Genomic DNA, 20,347 nt, shown 5'->3' on the forward strand with positions numbered 1-20,347 from the left:
GGCTCACGACTGAGCCGCTCGATCTCGTCGTCGGCCACCTGTGAGCCCCAAGACGTCCGCCAAGTGCCAAAAAGGAGACGTGCGGGACTAATCCAAATTCTGAACAGCAATCCGTAGTGCCGCTCCCAATGCTCCAATCACTCCGGCAACCCCGCTTTTCGCAGGCCCTCTACGTACCTGGCGACGTCCTTCGCCGCACGAAAAGGGACAATCTCGGCGAGGTTGCAAATTCGCAACTTCGGGTCGATCTGGCGCATACGGGTCAAGGCTTTCTGCGCCTGTACGAGTCGCCCAGAGAGCGCGTGGCTTGCCGCGGCCATGCGTATACCGGGAAGATAATTCGAATTCTGCTGTAGCGCTTTTTCCGCCCACGACGATGCCGCGTCATATCGACCAGCAAGGAAATGGGCAGCTGCGGTCCCGTTCTGCATTCCCAAAATGAGCGGATCGAGTGGGTTCAGGCGCATTGCGTGCGCCATGTGCTCAATCGCCATTTCCGGTTCGCCGAGGTAAATTTTCACCCAGCCACTGAGGTGCCATGCTGCTGCCAGATTCGGATCAAGCGCCAGAGCCCTATCGATCAGGGCGGCGCCAGCGTCAAGGTGGCCGAGGAGTCGAGCGAGCGCGAACCCGCCGGTGTACAGTGGGACCGCATCGTTCTTAGCCAAACGAGCCGCCTGCCGGGCAAGGCGCTCAACTTCGGCGATTGCCTGCGCATCGTCAGGCATCCAGCCATAGTTCTTGCGCAAGACGTGGCACCACGCGGCCATTCCATAAGCAGAAGCATAATTGGGGTCGAGTTCAATAGCCCGGTAGAACAATCGCAGCGCCTCGCTGACGGCGTCCTCAGTTCCCTCAAATACCGAGTGAGTTGCCGCTATCCCCAGCAGATAATGGTCGTAGGCATCGAGGCTCTGGGTCGGCTTGCGTTTGGCTCGTTCGATCTCGGCTTTTTCCATCGCTGGCGCGATCGCCCCCACAACGCTCGCGGTCACCTGATCCTGGAGATCAAAGATATCGTCCAGACCACCGTCGATCCGGTCTGCCCAAATATGTGCTCCGGTTGCCGTATCGATGAGCTGTCCCGTGATACGCACGCGGTTTGCGGCCTTGCGAACGCTACCCTCCAGTACATAACGTACCCCAAGATCGCGCCCAACCTGCTTCACGTCGACAGCGCGCCCCTTGTATGTGAAGCTGGAGTTGCGGGCGATGACAAACAGCGCCTTGAAACGGGATAACGCCGTGATGATGTCCTCGACTACTCCATCAGCAAAGTAATCCTGTTGCGGATCGCCGCTCATGTTGTTGAACGCCAGAACGGCAATCGACGGTTTGTCGGGGAGCGGGAGTGGCTTGTGAGTGTCCGGCGGCGCTGACGAGGAGCCCACTGGATACACCGCCGCTGCGCCCTTTGCAGTCACGGCAAAGGCTCGAACCGGCTCCTCGATGTTCTTGACGGACTGGGCACCTAGGTCAGCGAACACAAAGGGCAGAATTTTTCTGACCTGATCGTGCGCTACGCCGGAGATGCAGGTGCCGCCTGCGCTGGCGAGGGTCTGCAGCCGTGCAGCGATGTTGACGGCATCGCCGAAAAGGTCGCCACCCCTAATCATGACGTCGCCAACGTGGACGCCGATCCGAAAATTGATTTGCCGGTCGTGTGACAGTCCCGCGTTGGCTTCGGTAAGGGCTGCCTGCGCCTCGACGGCGCATTGAACAGCGTCTACGGCGCTGCCGAACTCTGCCAGCACGCTGTCCCCAGCGGTATTCGCTATCCGGCCGCGATGGGAGGCAATTATGCCGTCAAGGGTACGTCGCCGTTGGCTCAAATCTCGCAGGGTATTGACCTCGTCGGCCTCCATTAGGCGGCTGTATCCCTCGACGTCGGCTGCAAAAATCGCGACCAGCCTGCGCTCAGTATCGATCGATTTCGCCAAAATACGCCCCTTGATCCGGCTGGCAGCCTATCGCGGGACTAGGTGCGGCGACACCTCGAAAATGAGGGGTGAACCCAGCGGTAATGGGTAAGGCATCCATCCGTTCTGGGTCATTCGCGTCGATTTTGGTATGTCCGCAGCATGTCCGGTCAGGGGTTAATCTCGGAAATGCCGGAACGCCTTCGGCTAACCGCTCGCGGTTTATTCCGTCGCCTGAATCCATTCCGCCGCACCCCGCCATAGCGTGTCGCGGTGCTCCGCCTTGAAGAAGCCGAGATGCCCGATTTTGGCGGCGCCGGCGTCGGAGGGCGTGATGGTCAGGATGTCAGGCGTGATCGCGGTAAATCCCGAGCACAATAGTTCGACCCCCGGCCGTGTCGCCCACGGATCGTCGGAAATGCACAATGACCGCAACGCTCCACGATAATTCGGGAAGTTGGCGAGCGCCTTGAGGTCGGGATCGTCGAACAGATAACGGTCGCTCATGGCCCAGTTGGCCCATTGCAGGAACACGCCCTTCGGTAAATCCATGCCGAGCCCGGCGCGGCCCGGGGCGTAGCCGACCAGACGAGTGAGCGGCCGGCCTATGAAATTCAGCATTGCATAGACGCGATACCGCTCCGGCGCGGCCATCAGTTTCCAGGATCCGGCCTGGGCGGCAATAAACAGCGCCCGCGACACCTCGGTATTGTTGGGGAGCAGCCCCAGCGCCTGACCGCCGAAGGAATGTCCGACATAATTGAGCGGCAGGGTCTTGTAGCGCTCGCGCATCCAAGCCACCGCCGCGGTGACATCGAGCGCGGCCCAATCGGACATCGAGGCCTTGAAGCCGACCAGCGACCGCGGCTGACTATAATTGGTCAGCGATTTTTGCCGGGAGTCCCCGGTGCCGCGGTAGTCATAGGTCAGAACCGCGCAGCCGCGCCTTGCCAGATAGCTGGCAAATCCCTTGTAGAGCTTGCGCGGCACCGCCGCGGCCGAATTGATCAGGACGGCATGCCGCTTGGCCCCGCGCGGCAGATAGAGTGTCGCCCCGAGCGAATACCCGTCCATAGCCGGAAAAGTGATGTCGTCGATAAAAACGTCGTCCAGCCCCGCCTCTGGCACCGCGATACTTCCCGTAAACGTTCGCAACGGCCGCAGCAAAGGCGAATTCGGCTTTATCCGCAAGGGCTTGTGTCGAAAGGCGGAATTGCAACTGGCGGACCGCCGCCACCCTGTGTATAAACCGGCGCTTCTACCTCACATAAGTAGCGGTTTTTGCTCAGGAGTTGACGTCATGTCCGAGCGGTGGACACCCGACAGCTGGCGCGCCAAGCCGGTGTTGCAAGTACCCGACTACCCCGACGCCAAGGCGTTGGCCGATGTCGAGGCGCAGCTTGCGACGTTTCCGCCGCTGGTTTTTGCAGGTGAGGCGCGCAACCTGAAAAAGGCGCTGGCGCGCGTCGCCGCGGGTGAAGCGTTCCTGCTGCAGGGCGGCGACTGCGCCGAGAGCTTCGCCGAGCACGGCGCCAACAACATCCGCGACTTCTTCCGCGTCTTTCTGCAGATGGCAATCGTGCTGACCTATGCCGGTGCGCTGCCGGTGGTGAAGGTCGGCCGCATCGCCGGTCAGTTCGCGAAACCACGCTCGTCGCCGATGGAAAAGTTCAACGGCATAGAACTGCCGAGCTATCGGGGCGACATCGTCAACGACATCGCCTTCACGCCGGAGGCGCGCACACCCGATCCGCGGCGTCAGATCGAGGCCTACCGGCAGTCAGCGGCGACGCTGAACCTGCTGCGCGCCTTCGCGAAGGGCGGCTATGCCTCGGTCGACAATGTTCATCAGTGGATGCTGGAATCGGTGAAAGGCTCGCCACAGTCCAAGCGCTACATGGAGCTGGCCGATCGGATTTCGGAAGCGCTGGATTTCATGCGCGCTTGCGGGCTGAACTTCGCCGTGGACTCGAGTCTGGGCACCACCGATTTCTATACCAGCCATGAGGCGCTGCTGCTTGGCTATGAGCAAGCCTTCACCCGGGTCGATTCCACGAGTGGTGGTCACTACGCGACATCGGGCCACATGATCTGGATCGGCGACCGCACGCGGCAGCTTGATCATGGCCATGTGGAATATTTCCGCGGCATCAAGAACCCGATCGGACTGAAATGCGGTCCTTCGCTGAAGCCCGATGAATTGCTAAAACTGATCGACGTGCTCAATCCGGACAATGAACCGGGACGCCTGACGCTGATCAACCGCTTCGGGTCGGACAAGGTCGGCGATCACCTGCCGCAGTCGATCCGCGCGGTGAAGCGGGAAGGCAAGGCCGTGGTGTGGTCGTGCGATCCCATGCACGGCAACACCATCACCTCGACCTCGGGCTACAAGACCCGGCCGTTCGACCGCATCCTGTCGGAGGTAAAGTCGTTCTTCACCATTCATGCGGCAGAGGGCACCCACGCCGGCGGCGTGCATCTGGAGATGACCGGACAGGATGTCACCGAATGCATCGGCGGCGCGCGCGCCATCACGGATGAAGACCTCAACGACCGCTACCATACGGTTTGCGATCCGCGTCTCAACGCCGAGCAGTCGATCGACATGGCTTTCCTGATCGCGGAACTGCTGAAGCAGGAACGCGGCGGCAAGGTCCAGCCGATGCCGGTCGCGGCGGGATTGTGAGTTGCTGCGGTTCTGGCGGGCCACACTCAACTCGCGTAACGGCCTCGCCTTTGCGATCCGTTCCGAGCAGGCGTTTCGCGAGGAACTGATCGTGCTGGCGCTGGCTTTGCCGCTCGCCTGGCTGGTTGGCGCGACCGGGATGCGGCGGGTCGAACTGATCGCCGTCGTCGTTCTGGTGCTGGTGGTCGAGTTGCTCAACACCGCGATCGAAAAGCTCGCCGACCGCCTCACCACCGAGCACGATCCGCAGATCGGGCAGGTCAAGGACATGGGTTCGGCAGCCGTGGGTGTCGCCCTGGTCATGGCCGGCGCGTTCTGGATCTTTGCCATCGCCGAACGCATTGGCGTTATCTGAAGCCGGCGATTGCAGTTCCTTCGCCCGCAAGGCACCATCGATTCATGACCGGAACCGCTTCCCAACTCGCCATTACGCTGGCCCAATTGAACCCGACGGTGGGCGATGTCGCCGGCAATGCCGCCAAGGCGCGCGCCGCGCGTGCGCAGGCGCGGGCTGATAGCGCCGACCTCGTTGTCTTCCCCGAACTGTTCATTGCCGGCTATCCGCCGGAAGATCTGGTGCTGAAGCCGGCCTTTCAATCGGCATGCCGTTCGGCCATCGAGGAGTTGGCGCGCGAGACCGCGGACGGCGGTCCGGCGATGCTGATCGGCAGTCCGTGGGTCGACAATGGCAAGCTTTATAACGCCTGCGCGCTGCTCGACGGCGGGCGGATCGCGGCGATCCGCTTCAAGGTCAACCTGCCCAATTATGGGGTGTTCGACGAAAAGCGCGTTTTTGCACGCGGGCCTGTGGCCGGTCCGATGACCATCCGCGGCATCCGCGTCGGCGTGCCGATTTGCGAGGACACCTGGCTCGAGGAGTCCGAAGACTATGAAAACGTCGTCGAATGCCTCGCCGAGACCGGCGCCGAAATCCTGATCGTGCCGAACGGCTCGCCCTATGACCGCGACAAGAACGATTTGCGGCTGTCGATCGCGGTGGCGCGCGTCACCGAGAGCAATCTTCCGCTTGTCTACCTCAATCAGGTCGGCGGACAGGATGAGCTTGTGTTCGACGGCGCGTCGTTTGCGCTGAACGCCGACCGGTCGCTGGCGGCGCAATTGCCGGCTTTCGAAGAGAGCGTGACCACCTTGCGCTGGACCAAGGGCGATGCCGGCTGGCGCTGCGACGGACCTATTGCGCCGCTGGTCGAAGGCGACAAGGGCGACTATGCCGCCTGCGTGCTGGGCTTGCGCGACTACGTCGACAAGACCGGTTTTCCCGGCGTGCTGCTCGGCATATCCGGCGGCATCGACTCGGCGCTGTGCGCTGCGATCGCCGTCGATGCGCTGGGCGCAGAGCGCGTGCGCGGCGTGATGCTGCCGTTCCGGTTTACCGCGCAGGTGTCGCTCGATGACGCCGCAAAGCTGGCGAAAGCGCTCGGCATCCGCTACGAGGTGCTGCCGATCGCACCCGCCGTGAACGGCTTTGAAGAAATTCTGGCCGCCACCTTTGCGGGCCTGCCGCGCGACATCACCGAAGAGAATCTGCAGGCCCGCGCCCGCGGCACGCTGCTGATGGCGATCTCGAACAAGACCGGGGCGATGGTCGTCACCACCGGCAACAAGTCGGAAATGTCGGTGGGATACGCTACGCTCTATGGCGACATGAACGGCGGCTTCAATCCGATCAAGGATATCTACAAGACCGAGGTGTTCCGGCTTTCGAGCTTGCGCAACTCATGGAAGCCGGATGGCGCGCTGGGTCCGTCAGGCGAAGTCATCCCGGTCAATATCATCACCCGCCCGCCGACCGCGGAGCTGCGTGAAAACCAGACCGACCAGGATTCGCTGCCGCCTTACGACATGCTCGACGCCATCCTGGAGCGGCTGGTGGAGCGCGAGGAACCGCTGGCGTCAATCGTCGCGGAAGGATTCGACCGCGAGGTTGTGGCGCGGATCGATCGCCTGCTCAACATTGCCGAATACAAGCGGCGGCAGGCCGCGCCGGGCGTCAAGGTGACGCAGCGGAATTTCGGCCGCGACCGGCGCTATCCGATCACCAACAGGTTTCGCGACCTCGGCAAGGCGCTGCCCGAAGCCGACGAGACGCTGGTGTCGCGCGCGGGCAAGGGCTCGGCGGAAGCCTTCGAGGGGTAATCTTCACCTCTCCCCGAAGGGGAGAGGTCGAAGCCGGAGCGCAGCGCAGGCTTCGGGTGAGGGGTCTGTCCATGCACGCAGTACTCGCGGCGCCCCTCACCCGCCGCGCATCTGCGATGCGCGTCGACTCTCCCCTTCGGGGAGAGGTGAAGGAAGCGTTCCGCTTCAATCTGAATTCAGATTTCAGCGCGCGGGAATGAAGGTCGGTCCGACCGAACGGATCGGCCTGTCTTTTGCCGGCGCGGTGTCGGATGAGGGTGCTGCCGCTGCAGGTGCCGCTTCAGGCGCGGGTGCCGGCGTGCTGGCTGTCGTCGCGGGCGCGGCGCCCTTTTTCTTGGGCGCGGCGGGTGCCGTTTTCGACGGCGGCTGCGACATCTTCTTCGCGCTCTCCTCGGTGACGATGATATCGCCCTGCTGTTCGGCGGCGGCCTTGTCGTCGATCGATTTCAGCGCGTCCGACCAGGTTTGCCCCACCGCCTTGCAGGAGCAGGACGGCACGAACTCATTGCGGTAGCGGAACGCATTGGGCATCGACGAATAGGATTGCCCGGTGATCGATACGGCCTGGTTCATGTCTTCGCCGGGATTGCGGTAGGCGAACAGGGTGGCTTCCGATGCCGGGCACAGACTCTTGCAAGTCTTCTCATCGTCCGGAAACCGGCTCGGCACCGTGGCGAACGAGATCGGGAAATAGGCGCCGTCGCAGCTGCGGGCGCAGACGGTGCGGAAAGTCCCGGATTGCGGGCCGAGATCGGAAGGCGGCGCCGGATTATTGTTATTGCCGAACAGATTATCGAGAAAATTACCGCCGCCCCGCGCCGCGTTGGCGTATTGCGGCCCGCAATTGTTCTGTGCCAGCGCCAGCAGCACCGAGCGGCGCTGGTTGTCGCGCTCCGGATTGCCAAAACCGCTGCCGCCGCGCAGCCGCTCCAGGCTGGTGGTGATCTGGTCGAGGTTGCCGCGCATCTGCTGGATCTGGCTGTTGATCGGTCCGCACTGCGCGGACTGGCCGCTGAACAGCGAGAAGAACCCCGAACTGTCGCAGCCCTGGCGCTTGGCCTGCGAGGTGACGCGATCGAGTTCGCCCTGCTGCTTGGCCGCTGCTTCCTCATAGCGGCGGATTTGCTCGGTCTTCGCCGGATCGCCCCCTCCGCCGCGGTCGATCGTGGCAAGTTGGGCTTCCAGCCGCGGACACATCGGATTGACGGCAGCGCCCTGCTGCGCCGGTGCCGCCGGATTGACCTGCGCCACGGCGTCGACGCTCAGCGTACCGAGCAGGGCGGCGGCGGCCAAAATCCATCTGGAAAGAGAGTGCATCTGGGTTTTAGCCATATCCGGCATTCGAGCGATTCCGGGCGAAATAGAAAACGGCGCGGCACAGCCTGCGCGGGCATCCCATAGCCGCTTACCGGGGCAGCGTCACGTCGTTTCCGGGGCGCCGGTGTGACCCGTCGGCCCCTCCGGGAGCTACCGCTGGCAGGTGATGGCGACGTATTCGTGGCAGCCCACACCCATGCAGGTGTCGCCGGCCTTTTTGGGAACCGATCCCGTTATTTCATCGGGATCGACGCGCCGGTAGGACGTGGCCTGGGCAAAATCCCGCGACTGGCAATAGGACCGCGCGGCATGCGCCCCGCATTTCTCGCCCTTGGCGAGGCACTGGTCGATGCCGTAGCCGTCGGCCTGGTTGGCGATGATGAATACCCGGCTGTCGGCGGATGCCGCCGAGGCCGCCATCACGAATATGCAGGCCAAAAATGCATGGATGGAGCGCATGTCGCACCAAGGAATGAGGAATCACCCTCATTCGATAAACCCAAATGGTTAATAATGATTAACCATGGGCTGCGGCGGCTAAGCCGGATCGGGGTCGAAATCCGCGGTTTCGGGCCTTGACGCGGCGCCATGGGCTGCTCCATGGTGACCAAATGAACGGTTTCCTCGCCATCTGCAGCATTTGCCGCGAGATTATCCGCTAGCGTTTAGCTGGCTGAGGCCGTCTTTTCTCACACGAGATTACTGGACGCCCGGCCGCAAGGGACGGGATTTCCATGGAACTGCGCCTCTACGATACGTTGACCAGGGAGAAGCGGCCGTTCACGCCGCTCGATCCGAACAACGTGCGCATGTATGTCTGCGGGCCGACGGTCTACGATTTTGCACATATCGGCAACGCGCGCCCGGTGATCGTGTTCGACGTGCTGTTCCGGCTGCTGCGGCATCTCTATGGCGAGAGCCACGTCACCTACGTCCGCAACATCACCGACGTCGACGACAAGATCAACGACCGCGCGGCGCGGGATTTTCCGGGCCTGCCGTTGAATGCAGCGATCCGCAAGGTCACGGAGAAGACTGCCGCGCAATTTTACACCGATGCGGCGGCGCTCGGTACTCTGCCGCCGACGTTTGAGCCGCGCGCCACCGATTTTGTCCTGCCGCGTTCGGACGGCAAAGCGGACATGGTCACGCTGATCAAGCAATTGATCGCGCGCGGCCATGCTTACGAGGCGGGCGGCGAAGTCCTGTTCGACACTGCGTCTATGCCGGATTACGGGATGCTGTCGGGCCGCAAGCTCGACGAGCAAAAGGCCGGTGCGCGCGTCGCCGTCGAGGCTCACAAAAAAAATCCGGGCGACTTCGTGTTGTGGAAGCGGTCATCGGACGATGAGCCGGGGTGGGACAGCCCGTGGGGCAGGGGGCGTCCCGGCTGGCACATCGAATGCTCGGCCATGAGCGAGGCGTATCTCGGCGAGGTATTCGATATCCATGGCGGCGGTCTCGATCTGATCTTTCCGCACCATGAGAACGAGCTTGCCCAGTCGCGTTGCGCGCGCGGCACTTCAAAGATGGCGAACTATTGGATGCACAACGGTTTCCTGGAAGTAGAAGGCAGGAAGATGTCGAAGTCCGAGGGCAACTTCGTGACGATCACGGAACTGCTTGCGGATTGGCCGGGTGAAGTGCTGCGTCTGAACATGCTAAGGACGCATTATCGTTCGCCGATCGACTGGACGGTTGCCTCGCTTGAGGAAAGCAAGAAAACTCTCAATTCGTGGTACGAGATTGTCGGTGACAATACGAACTCGGCGGGAGAAGTCGACGAAAGCGTAGCGGCTTTTTTGAGCGACGACCTTAATACGGCAGGCGCAATCGCAAGCCTTCACGCAATAGCGGCTAGCCGTGTTGGAACGGTTGGGCGGTTGCAACTAGACGTCAAAGAAAAACTTAAGGCGTCTGCTATGATGCTCGGACTACTGGGCAAGACCAGGAAAGAGTATCTTGAGAGCTATCCCAAAGCTGTGGCGGTGAACAAGGAGCTTGTGAACGCATCTATCGCGGCACGCAACGCTGCGCGCGCGCGAAAGGATTTTAAAGAGTCCGACCGCATCCGCGATGAGCTGGTCGCGATGGGTGTCGTCATCAAAGATTCCAAAGAAGGAACCACATGGGAGATCGCGCGATGACCAAGCCCGACACGCCGTTCCCGAAGCACTGGCGCTATTACATCTTCATCAAGTGGGCGCTGATCATCGGCGCAATCATCCTCGCGCTGAAACTTGTATGGGGCGTTATGGCGTGATGGCCCAGACCTTGCCCAAACCGGCGCTACGGCCGTTCCTTGCGGGGGACGTGCCGATATTGGCTGCGATTTTTATCGCTGCGATCGAGGAATTGACGGTCGACGACTACAGCGAGGCGCAGCGGGAAGCGTGGACCAGCGCGGCCGATGACGAGGATCAATTCGGCAAGCGTCTGGCCTCAGAGCTGACGCTGGTCGCGACGCTGCAGAATTCGCCGGTCGGTTTTGCCGCGCTGAAGGGCGCCGATCATATCGACATGCTCTATGTCCACCCCGGCGCCGCAGGGCAGGGCGTCGCGTCGTTGCTGAGCGATGCGCTGGAAAAACTTGCCGGCGGCCGGGGTGCGAAAAGCCTGACCGTCGATGCCAGCGATAATGCGGAGCAGTTTTTCTTAAAGCGGGGCTATGTCGCAAAACAGCGCAATACGGTGACGGTCAACGGCGAATGGCTCGCCAACACCACGATGCAAAAGACGCTGGCAAGCGATGCGCCGAAGGGGGCGACCCAATGAGCCGCGAGCGCCTGTATCTGTTCGACACCACGCTGCGCGACGGCGCGCAGACCAACGGCGTCGATTTTACCCTGCATGACAAGCGGCTGATCGCGGAGATGCTGGACGATCTCGGCATCGACTATGTCGAGGGCGGCTATCCCGGCGCCAATCCGACCGATACCGAATTCTTTTCAAAGAAGCCGCAGCTCGACCACGCCATTTTCACTGCGTTCGGCATGACGCGCCGTCCCGGCCGCTCGGTCTCGAACGATCCCGGTGTCGCAGGGTTGCTGGAAGCCAAGGCCGACGCCATCTGCTTTGTCGCAAAATCCTCGGCGTATCAGGTACGGGTCGCGCTGGAGACGACCAACGAGGAAAACCTTGCTTCGATCCGCGACAGCGTCCGGGTCGCCAAAGCCGCGGGCCGTGAGGTCATGCTGGATTGCGAGCATTTCTTCGACGGCTACAAGGAGGATGCACAGTTCGCGCTGGCCTGCGCCAAGACGGCGTATGACTCCGGCGCGCGCTGGGTGGTGCTGTGCGACACCAATGGCGGCACCATGCCGAACGAGGTCGAAGCAATCGTCGGCGAGGTGGCAAAACATATTCCGGGCGATCACCTCGGCATCCACGCCCATAATGACACCGAGCAGGCCGTCGCCAATTCGCTCGCCGCGGTTCGCGCAGGCGTGCGGCAGATCCAGGGCACGCTGAACGGTCTCGGCGAGCGCTGCGGCAACGCCAATTTGTGTTCGCTGATACCGACCCTGCGATTGAAGAGCGAATACGCCGACGCGTTCGACATCGGCGTCTCGCAGGACAAGCTCGCAACGCTGATGCGGGTATCGCGGACCCTGGACGACATGCTCAACCGCGCCCCGAACCGCCATGCGCCCTATGTCGGCGAAAGCGCGTTCGTGACCAAGGCTGGAATTCATGCCTCGGCCATGCTGAAGGATCCGCAGAGCTACGAGCATGTATCGCCCGAGGCGATCGGCAATCATCGCAAGGTGCTGGTATCCGACCAGGCCGGGCGCTCGAACGTCATTGCCGAACTGGAGCGCGCCGGCATTCCTTATGACAAGAACGACCCAAAGCTGGTTCGGCTGGTCGACGAGATGAAGGAGCGCGAGGCCGCGGGCTACGCCTATGAAAATGCCAGCGCTTCGTTCGATCTGCTGGCGCGGCGCACGCTGGGGCGGGTGCCGGAATATTTCCGGGTCGAGCAATTCGATGTCAATGTCGAGCAGCGCTACAATGCCAACGGCCGGCGCATCACCGTGGCGATGGCGGTGGTGAAGGTGGATGTCGCGGGCGAGACGCTCATCTCTGCGGCGGAAGGCAACGGCCCGGTCAATGCGCTCGACGTCGCGCTGCGCAAGGACCTCGGCAAATACCAGACATACATCGAAGGCCTGAAGCTGATCGACTATCGCGTGCGTATCCTCAATGGCGGCACGGAAGCTGTGACGCGGGTGCTGATCGAGAGCGAGGACGAGACCGGCGAGCGCTGGACCACCATCGGCGTCTCGCCCAATATCATCGATGCCTCGTTTCAGGCGCTGATGGATTCGGTGGTCTACAAGCTGGTGAAATCAAACGCGCCGGCGTGACGGAGCGCTTCCATGATCGATCATGTCTCCGTCGGCGTCAGCGATCTGCAACGCGCGGCGCGATTTTATGAACGGACGCTTACGCCGCTCGGCCTGTCGCGGCTGGTAACGCGGCTCGCGACGGTCGGTTTCGGTAGGAGCTATCCCGAATTCTGGATCAACCTTCGTGCCGATTTGACGCCGGTGCAACGCGATAGCGGGGTCCATATCTGTCTTCGGGCGAAATCCAGCGGCGAGGTTGATGCCTTTCACGCCGCAGCGCTGAATGCGGGCGGCCGGTCCGACGGTGCGCCGGGCCTGCGCCCGCACGATCGGGTGCGCTATTACGCGGCGTTTATCATCGATCACGATGGCAACCGGATCGAAGCGGTGACGTTCCCGAGCGACGATTCAAACGTGATGGGAACTAGAGCTAAAGCATGATGGTTTTAAGTCGAATCGCCACGATGCTCAGGTTCACCTCTCCCCGCAGGGGAGAGGTCGGATCGCGTCGTCAGATGCGATCCGGGTGAGGGGCTTGTCCGCAAGTACGAACGTGCGGAGAGACCCCTCACCCGAAGCCTGCGCTACGCTCCGGCTTCGACCTCTCCCCTGCGGGGAGAGGTGAGATGAGCGTCGCGGCGATTCGACTTAAAACCATCGTGCTCTACAGCCGGCGTGCCACTTCGGGCACCATCTCTTTGCTGTCTTCCGGAGCGCGTGCTGCTGCGGCGCGGAGCCGCGGCAGGATATCCTCGACCCGCTCTGCCCTGAGAATATCGACGTTCAAGCTCGGCCGGATGAACTGCGTCGCGCGCATATGCGTGAGCAGCGCTAATAGCGGTTCCCAAAAACCGTCGATGTCGGCGATCAGGATAGGCTTGCTATGACGGCCGAGTTGCTGCCATGTCAACTGCTCGACCAGTTCCTCGAGCGTGCCGATGCCGCCGGGCAGCGCGACAAACGCATCCGAGCGTTCGAACATCAGCCGCTTGCGCTCATGCATGTCGTTCGTGACGATCAGTTCCTGCGCGCCGCCGAGCGCATTCTCGCGTTTGGTGAGAAAATCCGGAATGATACCGGTGACGGTTCCGCCGTGATCGAGCGTCGATTTGGCCACGGCGCCCATCAGGCCGATCGAGCCGCCGCCATAGACGAGGCCGACGCCGTTTTCGGCGAGCGCCTTGCCGAAGGCCGTTGCAGCTTCGATGAAACGGGGATTTGTGCCGGGGCCGGAGCCGCAATAGACACAGACGGTTTTGATGGTGTTCATAAGGGCGATGTCGCACTGCGAAATGAAGGCGTCAAGCCTTTCGGGGCTCGCACCGTACGCGCGATTCTATCCCGGAAACGTCCGCAAATGAAAAAAGAATCGGTGCGGAAGGGTGCATGCGGCGTCCAAACGCTCTATATGACGGCAAGAATATGGACATGATCAAGAAACAATTGCCAGCGCAGGTCGGCGCGTGGTTTGGGCAGGCTTGATGGCTGATACCGCTTCGTCCCCGGACGCCGACGCCCGGGTTCCGGACAATTCCGCACAACGGGCGACGCTGATCGGGACGCTTGTTCATCTGTGGCCCTATATCTGGCCGGGCGATCGCGTCGATCTCAAGATGCGCGTCGTATGGTCGATGGTGCTGCTGCTGGTCGCCAAGCTGGCGACGCTGTCGGTGCCGTTCACCTTCAAATGGGCGATCGACGCACTGACCGGCGCCGACACCGCTCCAGTGCAATCGTCGAATTGGGCGCTGTGGCTGATCGCCTCGCCGCTGATCATGACCTCAAGCTACGGCGCGGTGCGCGTGCTGATGGCGGTGCTGACGCAATGGCGCGACGGCATCTTCGCCAAGGTCGCCATGCATGCGGTGCGAAAACTCGCATATCTTACCTTCGTTCACATGCACGAACTGTCGCTGCGCTTTCACTTGGAGCGCAAGACCGGCGGCCTGACGCGCGTGCTGGAGCGCGGCCGCCTCGGCATCGAGGTCATCGTGCGGATGGTGATCCTGCAACTGGTGCCGACCATCGTGGAGGTCACGCTGATCATGGGCGTGCTGCTGTGGCAGTTCGACTGGCGCTATGTGCTGGCGACCGCGATCACCGTGGTCGTGTACATGTACTACACCTATGTCGCGACCGAATGGCGGATCGAGATTCGCCGCAAGATGAACGATTCCGATACCGAGGCGAATACCAAGGCGATCGATTCGCTGCTGAACTACGAAACCGTCAAATATTTCAGCGCCGAGCAGCGCGAGGCCACCCGCTACGACCGCTCGATGGAGCGCTATGAGCGTGCCAGCGTGAAGACCTATACCTCGCTGGCGCTGCTCAATACCGGACAGGCGATCATCTTTACGGCGGGGCTTACCGCGACCATGCTGATGTGCGCCATCGGCGTCCGCAGCGGCAAGAATACCGTCGGCGATTTCGTCATGGTCAATGCCATGATGATCCAGCTGTACCAGCCGCTGAATTTCATGGGCATGGTCTACCGCGAGATCAAGCAGGCCATCATCGACATCGAGAAAATGTTCGCCGTTCTGTCACGTAATCCGGAAGTGAAGGACATTGCCGGCGCCAAGCCGCTGATCGTGACCACAGGCAATATTCGGTTCGACGATGTGCGGTTCTCCTACGATCCGGAACGCCAGATCCTGAAAGGTCTCAGCTTCGAGGTACCCGCCGGCAAGACCGTCGCCATTGTCGGCCCGTCCGGCGCCGGCAAGTCGACCATCTCGCGGCTGCTGTTCCGGCTTTATGACGTCTCCGGCGGCCAGATACTGATCGACGGCCAGGACATCCGCACCGTCACTCAGGCGTCCTTGCGCGCGTCGATCGGCATGGTGCCGCAGGACACCGTGCTGTTCAACGACACCATCCGTTACAACATCCGCTATGGCCGCTGGGACGCCACCGATGCCGAGGTCGAAGCGGCGGCGCAGATGGCGCAGATCGACGATTTTATCAAAATGTCACCGAAGGGTTACGAGACCGAGGTGGGCGAGCGCGGCCTGAAATTATCCGGCGGCGAGAAGCAGCGCGTCGCGATCGCGCGCACGGTTCTGAAAGGCCCGCCGATCCTGCTATTGGACGAGGCGACCTCGGCGCTCGACAGCCACACCGAGCAGGAAATCCAGGATGCGCTGGAAAAGGTGTCGCGCAACCGCACCTCGCTGGTGATCGCGCACCGGCTGTCGACCATCGTGGGCGCGGACGAAATTATCGTGCTGGATCAGGGCCGCATCGCCGAGCGTGGCAACCATGGTCAGCTTTTGGCGGCAGGCGGACTTTATGCCAGTATGTGGAACCGGCAGCGTGAGGCGCAGGAAGCACGGGAGAGGCTGGCGCTGATGGCAGACGAGAACGAAGCGCCGAACCGAGTGCCGCCGCCGGTCGATGATCCGCTGGTGACCCCGGCCGCGGCGGAATGATTGAGGGCTAGAGCATGAGGGGTTTAAGTCGAGTCGCCGCGACGCTCAACTCACCTCTCCCCGCAGGGGAGAGGTGACGCGAGCCGCTTCGACCTAAAAGCGTCACGGGCTACCCCTTCTTCCGCAGGGGGAGAGGGAAGGAAAGATCAGTGAATTTCATGTCCATCACCAACTCCATCCGCGCGCAAATTCCGCCGATTCATCCGGAGGGCTATCCGTTCATCGGCGGCTTTGCGCTGGCGAGCCTGATTTTGTTCTGGATCTGGACGCCGCTCGGCTGGATCGGCACGCTGCTGACGGTGTGGTGCGCGCTGTTTTTCCGCGATCCGGTGCGGATGACGCCGGTGCGCGATGGCTTGGTGGTAGCGCCCGCCGACGGACGAGTGTCGATGGTGTCCGAGGTGATGCCTCCGGCCGAACTCGGCCTCGGCGACAAGCCACTGCCGCGCATTTCGATATTCATGAGCGTGTTCAATTGCCACGTGAACCGCAGTCCGGTGACGGGACGGATCGACCGTATCGCGTATCGGCCGGGCACCTTCATCAACGCCGATCTGGACAAGGCAAGCGAGGACAACGAGCGCAACTCGCTGGTGATCTCGACGCCGAACGGACTTATCGGCGTCATCCAGATCGCCGGCCTGGTGGCGCGGCGCATCGTGTCGTTCGTGCGGGAAGGGCAGACCATCGGCGCGGGCGAGCGGTTCGGATTGATCCGCTTCGGCTCACGCCTCGACGTGTTCCTTCCCGAAGGCACCAAATCGCTGGTTTCCGCGGGCCAGACCGCGGTGGCCGGGGAAACCGTATTGGCTGATTTCAAGCTTGGTGACGGCGGCCGCACCTGGCGCGCCGATTAACCATTTCGGCTGCGAAACCCTGACGCGGACGGCCGCAATGGCGGAGTGAGCCGCCCCTTGCTATATGAGGGACATGCAGATGCCCGTCGATCCCAATTTTCCGGAAATGCGCCGGCGCCGGTTTCGCCCGATCCCGGTGCGAATGCTGGTACCGAACGTCATTACGCTGCTTGCGATCTGCGCGGGGCTGACGGCGATCCGTTTATCCACGGAAGGACGGATGGAACTGGCGGTGGCCGCCATCGTATTCGCCGCGGTGCTTGACGGCCTCGACGGCCGCGTGGCGCGCATGATCAAGGGGCAGTCGAAATTCGGGGCCGAACTCGACAGCCTCGCGGACTTCGTCAATTTCGGCGTGGCGCCGGGGCTGATCCTGTACTTCTGGCAATTGCACGATCTCAGCAATGTCGGCTGGATCGCCTCGATGATTTTCGCCATCAGCGGCGGCCTGCGGCTGGCGCGCTTCAACGCGACCATGGATGACCCGAACAAGCCGGCATTTGCCGCCAATTTCTTCACCGGTGTTCCCGCGCCCGCCGGCGCGATCACCGTGCTGTTGCCGATCTATCTGGCGTTCCTGGGCATGCCGGCGCCGCCGGCCGCGCTGACCCTGCTCTATACGCTTCTCATCGCGATTCTCATGGTTTCGCGGCTGCCGGTGTTTTCCGGCAAGACGGTCCGCATGCGGGTGCCCCCGGAGATGGTGCTGCCGGTGTTCGTCGCGGTGGTTTTCTTCATCGCGCTGCTGATCGGCTATCCCTGGCATATCCTTTCCGCCTGCACCGTGCTGTATCTGCTAAGTCTGCCCGCCGGATGGCGGTCCTATCGCAACCATGAACGTGCGGCCGCGGCCCAGGCTTCAACTGCAGTGGACGCTGCCGATGCGGATCCGGCGCCGCCGTTTGCGCAAGCCACGCCTGAAACGGAACAGGACGACCGTCCGACCCGGTTGAATTGATCGACTTTCGCCGGGCTGCCTCGAAATATCTGCGATGAGGTGACCATCGAGTTGGGTTTGATCCCAATGTCGGGTATAGGGCAGATAATGCACTTCTAAAAAAAATCAGGAGAGAACGCCGTGACCAATCCCGCGACCGCGCCGCTGCCCGCATCCGTGCTCGACGCGCTGGCGCGTTACGACACGCCGACCATCTGCAATGCGATGGAAATCGTGGCGCCCCACCGCCGCCTGATCGGCTATACCACGAGGCCGCTGGTGTGCCCGTTCCCCGATTTGCCGCCGATCGTCGGCTATGCGCGCACGGTGACGATTCGCGCCACGGCGGCGTCCAGTCTGCCGGTGGCCGAGCAGCAGGCGCGTCGGATCGCCTACTACGAATATGTCGGCACAGGGCCCGGTCCGCGCATCAGCGTGATTCAGGATATCGACGGCGCCGATGCCGGATTCGGCGCGTTCTGGGGCGAGGTCCAAAGCAACGTCCATAAAGCGCTGGGATGCCTTGGCGTCATCACCGACGGCTCGATCCGCGACATCCCGCAGTGGGCCCCTGGCTTCCAGGCGCTGGCCGGCGTGATCGGGCCCTCCCACGCCTATGTTCACGCCGACAGCTTTGGCGGCGAAGTTCGCGTGGCGGGGATGACGGTAAAATCAGGTGATCTCATTCATGCCGACCGCCACGGCGCCATCGTCATTCCGCTCGACGTGGCCGCGAAACTGCCAGACGCCGCTGAACTCTGCGGCCGCCGCGAGACGCCGATTCTGGAGATCGCCCGCAGCAAATCGTTTTCGCTGGAGAAGCTGAAGGAAGCATTAGCCCGCTCGGCGGAAATTCACTGACGATTTGGGGATAGTCATGAGAAAATTACTGGTTGCTTTGGCGCTGACATTTTTGGCCAGCATCGTCGGCGTGCAAGCGCAGACCTATCCGTCGCGTTCCATCACGCTGGTGGTTCCGTTCCCGCCGGGCGGATCGACCGACACCGCCGCGCGCATCATGGCGGAGCGTATGCGCGTCTCGCTCGGGCAACCTATCGTGATCGAAAACGTCGGCGGCGCCGGCGGCAGCATCGCGGTCGGGCGCGTCGCGCGCTCGGCGCCGGACGGCTACACGTTCGACATCGGCCAATGGGATACCCATGTCGGCAGCATCATCTACAAGCTCGATTACGATCTCGAAAAGGACTTCGAGCCGATCGGCCTGATTTCCAACAATCCCCAGCTGCTGGTTGCTAGGAAAGACCTTCCCGCCGGCAATCTTGCCGAACTTGTGAGCTGGATGAAGGCGAATCCGGGCAAGATCAATTTCGTCAACCAGAACGCCGCGGCGAATGTCAGCGGCGTGCTGTTCGAGAATCTTACCGGGCAAAAGGTGCAGTTCATTCCCTATCGCGGCGCGGGCCCGGCCATGACGGACCTCATCTCCGGCACGGTGGACTTGCTCGTCGTGCAGGGCGCGGTCGCGCTGCCGCAAGTCCGCGCCGGCAAAATCAAGGCGCTCGCCAACCTGTCGCCGCAGCGCTCGGCCTCGATGCCGGACATTCCCACGGCCGACGAAACCGGGGTGCCCGGACTTTATATGTCGGGCTGGTTCGGCTTCTGGGCACCGAAGGGGACGCCGAAGGACGTCATCGCCAAGCTCAATGCCGCCACCGTCGAAGCGTTGGCCGATCCGGCATTGCAGAAACGGTTTGAGGAATTGGGACTCGACGTCGCGCCACGCGCGCAACAGACGCCGGAAGGGTTGGCCGCGTTCCAGAAAACTGAGATCGACAAATGGTGGCCGATCATCAAGGCCGCCGGCATCGGCGCCCAGGCGCAGTAACGTGGAGGTGAACGGCAAAACCGTTCTGGTCACCGGCTCGACCGACGGCGTCGGCCGCTATGTCGCCGCGCAACTTGCATCAGCCGGTGCCAAGGTGCTGATCCACGGCCGTGACCGCGAGCGGGCCAAATCCCTCGCCGATGATATCCGGCGGCGAGGGCATGGCGAAGCGATCTTCTATCAGGCGGATTTGTCGTCGCTGGCCGGCGCGCGGCAGCTTGCCGACGCCGTGCTGGCCGACCACAACCGGCTCGATATCTTCATCAGCAATGCCGGGATTGGGTCACGAACGCAGGGCACCGAGCGGCGGGAGAGTGCGGATGGTTACGAACTGCGATTCGCCGTCAATTATCTTTCCGGCTTCCTGCTCGCGCATCTGCTGCTTCCATTGTTAAAGGCGAGCGCGCCGTCGCGCATCGTCAACGTCGCCTCACTCGGACAACATCCCATTGATTTCGACGATGTGATGCTGACCAAAGGCTATTCCGGCTCCCGCGCCTACGCGCAGAGCAAGCTTGCTCAGATCATGTTTACCATCGATCTCGCCGGCGAACTGAACGGATCGGGCGTGACGGTGAATTCGCTGCATCCGGCTACCTACATGAACACGACCATGGTGCGCGAAAGCGGCATTACGCCGATCAGTACCGTCGAGCAGGGCGGCGATGCGATTCTGCATCTGGCTGTTGGTGACGACGTGGCCGACAAGACCGGGCTGTTCTTCAATGGCATGCGAGAGGCGCAAGCCAATCCCCAGGCTTACGATGATGCCGCCCGCCAGGAATTGCGCGCGCTCAGCCTTGAATTGACCGGCTTACCCAATGCATGATCGGAAACAC

General features: G+C 62.2%; 18 protein-coding genes. 13 read left to right on the plus strand and 5 right to left on the minus strand.

All coding sequences use genetic code 11. The features are described 5' to 3' along the window. Nucleotides 1–137 precede the first annotated feature (137 nt). Together VGP39_RS11655 and VGP39_RS11660 are read right to left on the minus strand one after the other, a co-directional pair. Entirely contained in the window at nt 138–1,940 is a 1,803-nt protein-coding gene (locus VGP39_RS11655) for an adenylate/guanylate cyclase domain-containing protein (protein WP_327568257.1), read from the minus strand. 201 nt (nt 1,941–2,141) lie between these two features. Next, nucleotides 2,142–3,047, minus strand: coding sequence for an alpha/beta fold hydrolase (locus VGP39_RS11660; protein WP_327568258.1), 906 nt, complete (start codon nt 3,045–3,047; stop codon nt 2,142–2,144). A 172-nt stretch (nt 3,048–3,219) separates the two neighbouring features. Between VGP39_RS11660 and VGP39_RS11665 the strand changes: the two genes are divergently transcribed. Genes VGP39_RS11665 through VGP39_RS11675 form a run of 3 tightly spaced genes read left to right on the plus strand, consistent with a single transcriptional unit; the run spans nt 3,220 to nt 6,765 of the window. Next, entirely contained in the window at nt 3,220–4,608 is a 1,389-nt protein-coding gene (locus tag VGP39_RS11665) for a class II 3-deoxy-7-phosphoheptulonate synthase (RefSeq protein WP_327568259.1), read from the plus strand. 1 nt (nt 4,609) lies between these two features. Then, nucleotides 4,610–4,963, plus strand: a complete 354-nt coding sequence (locus VGP39_RS11670) for a diacylglycerol kinase (protein WP_327568260.1) — start codon at nt 4,610–4,612, stop codon at nt 4,961–4,963. A 44-nt stretch (nt 4,964–5,007) separates the two neighbouring features. Then, complete coding sequence (locus VGP39_RS11675; RefSeq protein ID WP_327568261.1) at nt 5,008–6,765, plus strand: NAD+ synthase; 1,758 nt, start codon at nt 5,008–5,010, stop codon at nt 6,763–6,765. 183 nt (nt 6,766–6,948) lie between these two features. Here the strand turns inward: VGP39_RS11675 and VGP39_RS11680 are convergent, their stop codons facing one another. Both VGP39_RS11680 and VGP39_RS11685 read right to left on the minus strand, forming a co-directional pair. Further along, nucleotides 6,949–8,106, minus strand: coding sequence for a DUF2865 domain-containing protein (locus VGP39_RS11680; RefSeq protein WP_327568262.1), 1,158 nt, complete (start codon nt 8,104–8,106; stop codon nt 6,949–6,951). Between the two features lie 126 nt (nt 8,107–8,232). Then, on the minus strand, nt 8,233–8,541 hold the full coding sequence (locus VGP39_RS11685; RefSeq protein ID WP_327568263.1) for a hypothetical protein: 309 nt from the start codon (nt 8,539–8,541) through the stop codon (nt 8,233–8,235). Nucleotides 8,542–8,816: 275 nt separating this feature from the next. Here VGP39_RS11685 and cysS point away from each other — a divergent pair, with 275 nt between their 5' ends. The 4 genes from cysS (at nt 8,817) to VGP39_RS11705 (ending at nt 12,875) form a co-directional block, all read left to right on the plus strand. Further along, nucleotides 8,817–10,229 carry a cysteine--tRNA ligase gene (gene cysS, locus VGP39_RS11690; protein ID WP_327568264.1) on the plus strand — a complete coding sequence of 471 codons (1,413 nt, stop codon included), beginning with the start codon at nt 8,817–8,819 and terminating at the stop codon, nt 10,227–10,229. Between the two features lie 115 nt (nt 10,230–10,344). Beyond that, entirely contained in the window at nt 10,345–10,857 is a 513-nt protein-coding gene (locus tag VGP39_RS11695; RefSeq protein WP_327568285.1) for a GNAT family N-acetyltransferase, read from the plus strand. Continuing rightward, entirely contained in the window at nt 10,854–12,452 is a 1,599-nt protein-coding gene (gene cimA, locus VGP39_RS11700; RefSeq protein WP_327568265.1) for a citramalate synthase, read from the plus strand. Before VGP39_RS11695 ends, cimA begins: the two co-directional genes overlap by 4 nt. 12 nt (nt 12,453–12,464) lie before the next feature. Beyond that, complete coding sequence (locus VGP39_RS11705) at nt 12,465–12,875, plus strand: VOC family protein (RefSeq protein WP_327568266.1); 411 nt, start codon at nt 12,465–12,467, stop codon at nt 12,873–12,875. Between the two features lie 223 nt (nt 12,876–13,098). Here VGP39_RS11705 and VGP39_RS11710 read toward each other — a convergent pair whose 3' ends face one another. Next, on the minus strand, nt 13,099–13,704 hold the full coding sequence (locus VGP39_RS11710) for a TIGR00730 family Rossman fold protein (protein WP_327568267.1): 606 nt from the start codon (nt 13,702–13,704) through the stop codon (nt 13,099–13,101). 211 nt (nt 13,705–13,915) lie between these two features. Here VGP39_RS11710 and VGP39_RS11715 point away from each other — a divergent pair, with 211 nt between their 5' ends. From VGP39_RS11715 to VGP39_RS11740, 6 genes are all read left to right on the plus strand, one after another. Beyond that, nucleotides 13,916–15,868: an ABC transporter ATP-binding protein/permease gene (locus tag VGP39_RS11715; protein WP_327568268.1), complete on the plus strand. Its 1,953-nt coding sequence runs from the start codon at nt 13,916–13,918 to the stop codon at nt 15,866–15,868. Between the two features lie 149 nt (nt 15,869–16,017). Continuing rightward, the gene (locus VGP39_RS11720; protein ID WP_327568269.1) at nt 16,018–16,725 is read left to right on the plus strand and encodes a phosphatidylserine decarboxylase; all 708 of its coding nucleotides are present in this window, start codon (nt 16,018–16,020) and stop codon (nt 16,723–16,725) included. Between the two features lie 79 nt (nt 16,726–16,804). Next, the gene (gene pssA, locus VGP39_RS11725) at nt 16,805–17,683 is read left to right on the plus strand and encodes a CDP-diacylglycerol--serine O-phosphatidyltransferase (protein WP_327568270.1); all 879 of its coding nucleotides are present in this window, start codon (nt 16,805–16,807) and stop codon (nt 17,681–17,683) included. A 120-nt stretch (nt 17,684–17,803) separates the two neighbouring features. After that, a complete protein-coding gene (locus VGP39_RS11730; protein ID WP_327568271.1) occupies nt 17,804–18,523 on the plus strand; it encodes an RraA family protein in 720 nt (239 codons plus the stop codon). A gap of 16 nt (nt 18,524–18,539) precedes the next feature. Next, on the plus strand, nt 18,540–19,508 hold the full coding sequence (locus VGP39_RS11735) for a Bug family tripartite tricarboxylate transporter substrate binding protein (RefSeq protein WP_327568272.1): 969 nt from the start codon (nt 18,540–18,542) through the stop codon (nt 19,506–19,508). A 1-nt stretch (nt 19,509) separates the two neighbouring features. Then, a complete protein-coding gene (locus VGP39_RS11740) occupies nt 19,510–20,337 on the plus strand; it encodes an SDR family NAD(P)-dependent oxidoreductase (RefSeq protein ID WP_327568273.1) in 828 nt (275 codons plus the stop codon). Nucleotides 20,338–20,347 lie beyond the last annotated feature (10 nt).

The sequence above is a fragment of the Bradyrhizobium sp. genome, from assembly GCF_036009065.1.
In the GTDB taxonomy this organism is placed as follows: domain Bacteria; phylum Pseudomonadota; class Alphaproteobacteria; order Rhizobiales; family Xanthobacteraceae; genus Bradyrhizobium.

Coding starts and splice junctions, on each gene's coding strand:
- VGP39_RS11705 (WP_327568266.1), top strand. CDS start 12,465: ATGATCGATCATGTCTCCGTCGGCGTCAGCGATCTGCAACGCGCGGCG.
- VGP39_RS11715 (WP_327568268.1), top strand. CDS start 13,916: ATGGCTGATACCGCTTCGTCCCCGGACGCCGACGCCCGGGTTCCGGAC.
- VGP39_RS11710 (WP_327568267.1), bottom strand. CDS start 13,704: ATGAACACCATCAAAACCGTCTGTGTCTATTGCGGCTCCGGCCCCGGC.
- VGP39_RS11665 (WP_327568259.1), top strand. CDS start 3,220: ATGTCCGAGCGGTGGACACCCGACAGCTGGCGCGCCAAGCCGGTGTTG.
- VGP39_RS11675 (WP_327568261.1), top strand. CDS start 5,008: ATGACCGGAACCGCTTCCCAACTCGCCATTACGCTGGCCCAATTGAAC.
- cimA (WP_327568265.1), top strand. CDS start 10,854: ATGAGCCGCGAGCGCCTGTATCTGTTCGACACCACGCTGCGCGACGGC.
- VGP39_RS11685 (WP_327568263.1), bottom strand. CDS start 8,541: ATGCGCTCCATCCATGCATTTTTGGCCTGCATATTCGTGATGGCGGCC.
- VGP39_RS11695 (WP_327568285.1), top strand. CDS start 10,345: ATGGCCCAGACCTTGCCCAAACCGGCGCTACGGCCGTTCCTTGCGGGG.
- VGP39_RS11680 (WP_327568262.1), bottom strand. CDS start 8,106: ATGCCGGATATGGCTAAAACCCAGATGCACTCTCTTTCCAGATGGATT.
- VGP39_RS11735 (WP_327568272.1), top strand. CDS start 18,540: ATGAGAAAATTACTGGTTGCTTTGGCGCTGACATTTTTGGCCAGCATC.
- cysS (WP_327568264.1), top strand. CDS start 8,817: ATGGAACTGCGCCTCTACGATACGTTGACCAGGGAGAAGCGGCCGTTC.
- pssA (WP_327568270.1), top strand. CDS start 16,805: ATGCCCGTCGATCCCAATTTTCCGGAAATGCGCCGGCGCCGGTTTCGC.